A 228-nucleotide genomic window follows, 5' to 3' on the forward strand; every position below is an offset into this window, starting at 1 on the left:
GACCGCGGTCGCCCTTCGGCAGCGCCTGGACGAGCACGAACTCCGGCGCCTGGGGCGGCACCTCGAAGCGCCGCACCACCGCCACCCGGAGGCCCTGCGGGCCGGCACTCACCACGTCGCCCTCGGCCACGGCGCCCTGACCGTCGCCCACCCGGACCCGCTCCCCCGGCGACAGCCGCAGGACCTCGACCGCGTGGCGACCCTCGGTGCCGTCGATCAGCACGTCGT

At 77.2% G+C, this 228-nt stretch carries 1 protein-coding gene; it reads right to left on the reverse strand.

The features are described 5' to 3' along the window. A partial coding sequence (locus ACSNOK_RS36710; RefSeq protein ID WP_436784963.1) for an RNA methyltransferase PUA domain-containing protein occupies positions 1 to 228 on the reverse strand: 228 nt, incomplete at both ends.

This window comes from Streptomyces sp. URMC 126, from assembly GCF_051386555.1.
GTDB lineage: Bacteria > Actinomycetota > Actinomycetes > Streptomycetales > Streptomycetaceae > Streptomyces.